This is a genomic window from Victivallis sp. (assembly GCF_048170485.1).
In the GTDB taxonomy this organism is placed as follows: domain Bacteria; phylum Verrucomicrobiota; class Lentisphaeria; order Victivallales; family Victivallaceae; genus Victivallis.
Window position 1 is genome coordinate 1 of record NZ_DBEXAY010000009.1, and the last position, 3,902, is coordinate 3,902.

At 58.9% G+C, this 3,902-nt stretch carries 10 protein-coding genes; all 10 read right to left on the bottom strand.

The window, feature by feature from the left end; all coding sequences use genetic code 11:
* Positions 1-178 (bottom strand): type Z 30S ribosomal protein S14 (locus tag ACMLHG_RS00395; protein ID WP_417169169.1); only part of this gene is annotated, 178 nt, incomplete at its 3' end.
* 16 nt (positions 179-194) lie between these two features.
* Positions 195-731, bottom strand: a complete 537-nt coding sequence (gene rplE, locus ACMLHG_RS00400) for a 50S ribosomal protein L5 (protein WP_366943150.1) — start codon at positions 729-731, stop codon at positions 195-197.
* A gap of 6 nt (positions 732-737) precedes the next feature.
* Positions 738-992: a KOW motif-containing protein gene (locus ACMLHG_RS00405; RefSeq protein WP_294436529.1), complete on the bottom strand. Its 255-nt coding sequence runs from the start codon at positions 990-992 to the stop codon at positions 738-740.
* 2 nt (positions 993-994) lie between these two features.
* Complete coding sequence (gene rplN / locus ACMLHG_RS00410) at positions 995-1,360, bottom strand: 50S ribosomal protein L14 (RefSeq protein ID WP_294436530.1); 366 nt, start codon at positions 1,358-1,360, stop codon at positions 995-997.
* Between the two features lie 21 nt (positions 1,361-1,381).
* On the bottom strand, positions 1,382-1,660 hold the full coding sequence (gene rpsQ / locus ACMLHG_RS00415) for a 30S ribosomal protein S17 (RefSeq protein WP_294436532.1): 279 nt from the start codon (positions 1,658-1,660) through the stop codon (positions 1,382-1,384).
* Positions 1,660-1,863, bottom strand: a complete 204-nt coding sequence (gene rpmC, locus ACMLHG_RS00420) for a 50S ribosomal protein L29 (RefSeq protein ID WP_294436534.1) — start codon at positions 1,861-1,863, stop codon at positions 1,660-1,662. Before rpmC ends, rpsQ begins: the two co-directional genes overlap by 1 nt.
* A gap of 4 nt (positions 1,864-1,867) precedes the next feature.
* A complete protein-coding gene (gene rplP, locus ACMLHG_RS00425) occupies positions 1,868-2,281 on the bottom strand; it encodes a 50S ribosomal protein L16 (RefSeq protein ID WP_294436537.1) in 414 nt (137 codons plus the stop codon).
* Positions 2,229-2,936, bottom strand: a complete 708-nt coding sequence (gene rpsC, locus ACMLHG_RS00430; protein ID WP_294437675.1) for a 30S ribosomal protein S3 — start codon at positions 2,934-2,936, stop codon at positions 2,229-2,231. Before rpsC ends, rplP begins: the two co-directional genes overlap by 53 nt.
* Positions 2,937-2,952: 16 nt before the next feature.
* Positions 2,953-3,273 carry a 50S ribosomal protein L22 gene (gene rplV / locus ACMLHG_RS00435; protein ID WP_417169166.1) on the bottom strand — a complete coding sequence of 107 codons (321 nt, stop codon included), beginning with the start codon at positions 3,271-3,273 and terminating at the stop codon, positions 2,953-2,955.
* A 27-nt stretch (positions 3,274-3,300) separates the two neighbouring features.
* Positions 3,301-3,902, bottom strand: a 602-nt coding sequence (locus ACMLHG_RS00440) for a hypothetical protein (RefSeq protein WP_417169167.1), incomplete at its 5' end; no start/stop codon positions are given.

Here is a 3,902-nt window from a genome sequence, read left to right on the forward strand (position 1 = left end):
TGGCCTTGGTCACACCCGGGATCTGACCCTTCGAGGCCAGTTCACGGACACAGATACGGCAGAGCTGGAACTTGCCGATATACGCACGCGGACGGCCGCAGGCCTTGCACCGGGTGTAGTTGCGCACCGGGAACTTGCTGCCGCGCTCGGCCTTCACTATCAAACTGAGTTTTGCCATGATGCAATCCCTTTCCTTAATCCTCGAACGGAACTTCCATCATCTTCAGAAGTTCACGGGCCGACTCGTCATCCTTCGCGGTCGTCACAATCGTGATGTTCACCCCGAGCGGATACTTGAGCTTGTCGGCGTCGACTTCGGTGAAGACCGACACGTCGCTGATTCCGAGGTTGTAGTTGCCCACACCGTCGAAACCGTTCTTCGGAATACCGCGGAAGTCACGCACGCGCGGCAGCGCGTTGTGCACGAAGCGGTCGAGGAATTCATACATCCGGCTGCCCCGCAGCGTCACCATCACACCGACCGGCATGCCGACGCGCAGCTTGAAGTTCGAGACGTTCTTGCGCGCCTTGGTGATCACCGGCTGCTGACCAGTCATGGCGCCGAGGTGCTTCTTCGCCTCGGTGAAAGCATCGCGTTCCGCGCTGGTCCCGATGCCGGTGGAGACCACGATCTTCTCCAGCTTCGGAATCTGCATGACGTTCTTGAGGCCGAGTTTGGCCTGGAGCGCCCCGCGGACTTCGTCCATATATTTTTTCTTCATATCAGGCATTTTACTTTACTCCGTCTTTTCCGCGGCAACGGGAGTGACGTTCGAAACATGCACCGATACCGAACGCTCGATCAGTCCGCCGTTCGGATTGAGCCTGCTCTTTTTGATCGTCCGCTTGCCGATCGCGCGATCTTTCTTCGACGTGAACTCGAGAACCACCCGGTCATTCTTGGTGATGACCGCCTTGATGGTGGCCTCCTCGCCCTTGTAGTTGCCGGAGTTCACCAGCACCTTATCGCCTTTTTTGACATGGTATTTCATAATTACAGCACCTCCGGCGCCAGCGAGATGATCTTCATGAAGTCCTTCTCGCGCAATTCACGCGCCACGGGTCCGAAAATACGGGTCCCGATCGGGTTCTTGTCCTTGTCGATGAGCACCGCGGCGTTGTCGTCGAACCGCAGGTAGGACCCGTCCGGACGACGAATCTTCGCCGCCGTGCGGACCACCACCGCCTTCACAACCTGGCCCTTCTTCACCGAACCGTCCGGAATCGCTTCCTCCACGGCGCAGCTGATGATGTCGCCAACGTGCGCAATCTTCTTGCCCTGCCCCAGAACCGTGATGGTCAGCACCTTCTTGGCTCCGGAATTGTCGGCAACCTCCAGAATACTCTGCATCTGAATCATGATTCAATTCTCCTGAAGGTCTTATTCCTGCACCGCCGGGCGGATGATCTCAATCAGCCGCCAGCGCTTCGTGCGGCTCAGCGGACGGGTCTCGACGATCCGGACGAAATCGCCCTTCTTCGCCTCGTTGTTCTCGTCGTGAGCGGTGAACTTCTTACTGACCTTGACGATCTTCTGATACAACGGATGCGGCGTGCGACGGTCCACCTTGACCACGATGGTCTTGTCCTGGACGTTGCTCACAACCACGCCGACACGTTCCTTCCGGTGTCCCCGGACTTCAACTTTCGCTTCACTCATCACTTCACCTCGGCTTTGGCGGCCCGGGCAGTCTGCTCGGTGTAGAGACGCGCGATATCGCGACGGATCTCACGGACTCTGGCGGTCTTCTCGAGCTGGCCGGTACGGGACTGAATCTTGAGGTTCAACTTCTCACGCTGCAGATCGGCAACCTTGGTCACCAGCTCGGCATCGGTCAATTCACGGATTTCCTTCGTCTTCATCGCATCACCCTTCCCGCGACAGGAACTTGCAGCGCAAGCAGAGCTTGTTCGCAGCACGACTCATGGCTTCCTTCGCAACCGCTTCGCTGCACCCGGAAACCTCGAAAAGCACACGGCCCGGAAGCACCGGAGCAACCCAGCCTTCGACCGCACCCTTTCCCTTGCCCATACGGACTTCCAACGGCTTCTTGGTGAAGGAGCGGAAGGGGAACATACGGATCCACACCTTGCCGCGACGCTTCAGATGACGGTTGATCGCAACACGGGCGGCTTCAATCTGATTATTGGTAACGTACCCGCGGGTCAGCGCCTGCAACGCGTAATCGCCGAAATCCAGCTTGTTGTTGGAAGTGGCAAGTCCGGCGTTACTTCCGCGCTGAACCTTTCTGTACTTTACTCTTTTTGGCATTAACGGCATAATCTTGTTCCTCCGTAGAGTCTTTGTGACAAATCCAAACCTTGACGCCGATCTTACCGGCCGTCGTGCTCGCTTCCGTGAATCCGTAGTCGATGTTCGCCTTCAGCGTATGCAGCGGCACACGGCCTTCCTTGTACTGTTCTTCACGAGCAAGCTCCGCACCGCCCAGACGGCCGGCGCAGTTGATCTTGATCCCGTCGGCGCCCATATCCATCGCAGTCTGGATGGCACGCTTCATCGCACGGCGGAAGCCGATGCGGCGCTCCAGCTGCTGGGCGATGTTCTCCGCCACCAGCTGGGCGTTGGTTTCGGCACGGCGGATCTCCGCGATCTCAATGAACACCTCTTTGCCCGCGGCCAGCTTGGCAATGTCCGACTTGAGCGAGTCAAGCTCGGCACCCTTCTTGCCGATCAGCACGCCGGGACGGGCCGAAAAAATGGTCACACGCACGCGATTCGCAAAACGCTCAATCTGAATCCGGGCAATCGCCGCCTGCGCAAACTTCTCCTTGATGAACTTGCGGATCGCAAGGTCCTCATGGAGCCACTCACCGAACAGCGTCCGGCCATGCGTCTTCTTGTCGGCAAACCAGCGGGATTCCCAATTCTTGGTCAGAGCCGTTCTCAATCCGATCGGATTAACTTTCTGTCCCACGATTCAATCCCCTATTCTAGTTCATATCCGTCAAAATAACTTCCAGATGGCTGGTCCGCTTGCGGATCCGGCCGGCCGAACCGCGGGCCTTCGCACGAAAACGCTTGATGATCGGACCGGGGCTGACCAGCGCGGCCTTCACCACGAGCTCCTTCCGGTTCAGGTCGCAGTTGTTTTCAGCATTGGCCACGGCGGAGCGCAGCGTGTCGCCCAGAAGACCGGCCGCCTTGCGGGGGCTCAGGTCGACGATCGCAAGCGCTTCGACTGCGGACTTGCCCTGAATCAGACGCGAAAGATGACGCGCCTTCTCCGGCGATATCCGCACATTCCTTGTCAAAGCTCTAACTTCCATAGTCTGGCTTCTTTATTCCTGTTGTTTCTTGTTCGAGACCGCGGAGCTCAACGCTCCCGCGGCATCTCTGGTTTCTCCCGCCACGGCCTCCATCCCCGGAGCAAGGTCGCCGATGCTGCCTTTGACCACTTCAGCCGCCGCGACGTATGGCCGCACCGCGACCACTCTGAGCTGAACCGGTCTGTCCTTCCCGACCCGGTAGATCATTCCGGTGAAAACGCCTTTCGCCGAACCTACCGACAGCACCACAATCGACAGTTCCGAATCGACTGCCAGGATCCGACACGTTCGCAGCGGGTCGGCCCCGTTTTCCGCAGCCGTTTCCGGCCCCGTCAGGGCGATGAACCTTCGCGCACTCCGGGCGAGGGAGTCCAGCTTGAGCCGGATCTCAGCCTGCCGCACCTTCCCGATCGGCACTTCACGCAGGAGAGCACGCACAAGGTCGCAGAATGTCACAGCGTCGAGGGCGAGCTCGCCACCGCTTTTTGAGAGTTCCGCCAGCACTCCGACGAGCTGTTCTTCCCGCCGACCGGTTTTTCGCACTGTCCCCTCCGCCGGGACGCCGGCCAGCCACAGCCGCAGTTGGCGCAAACTCTCATTCTGCCTGTTGAATT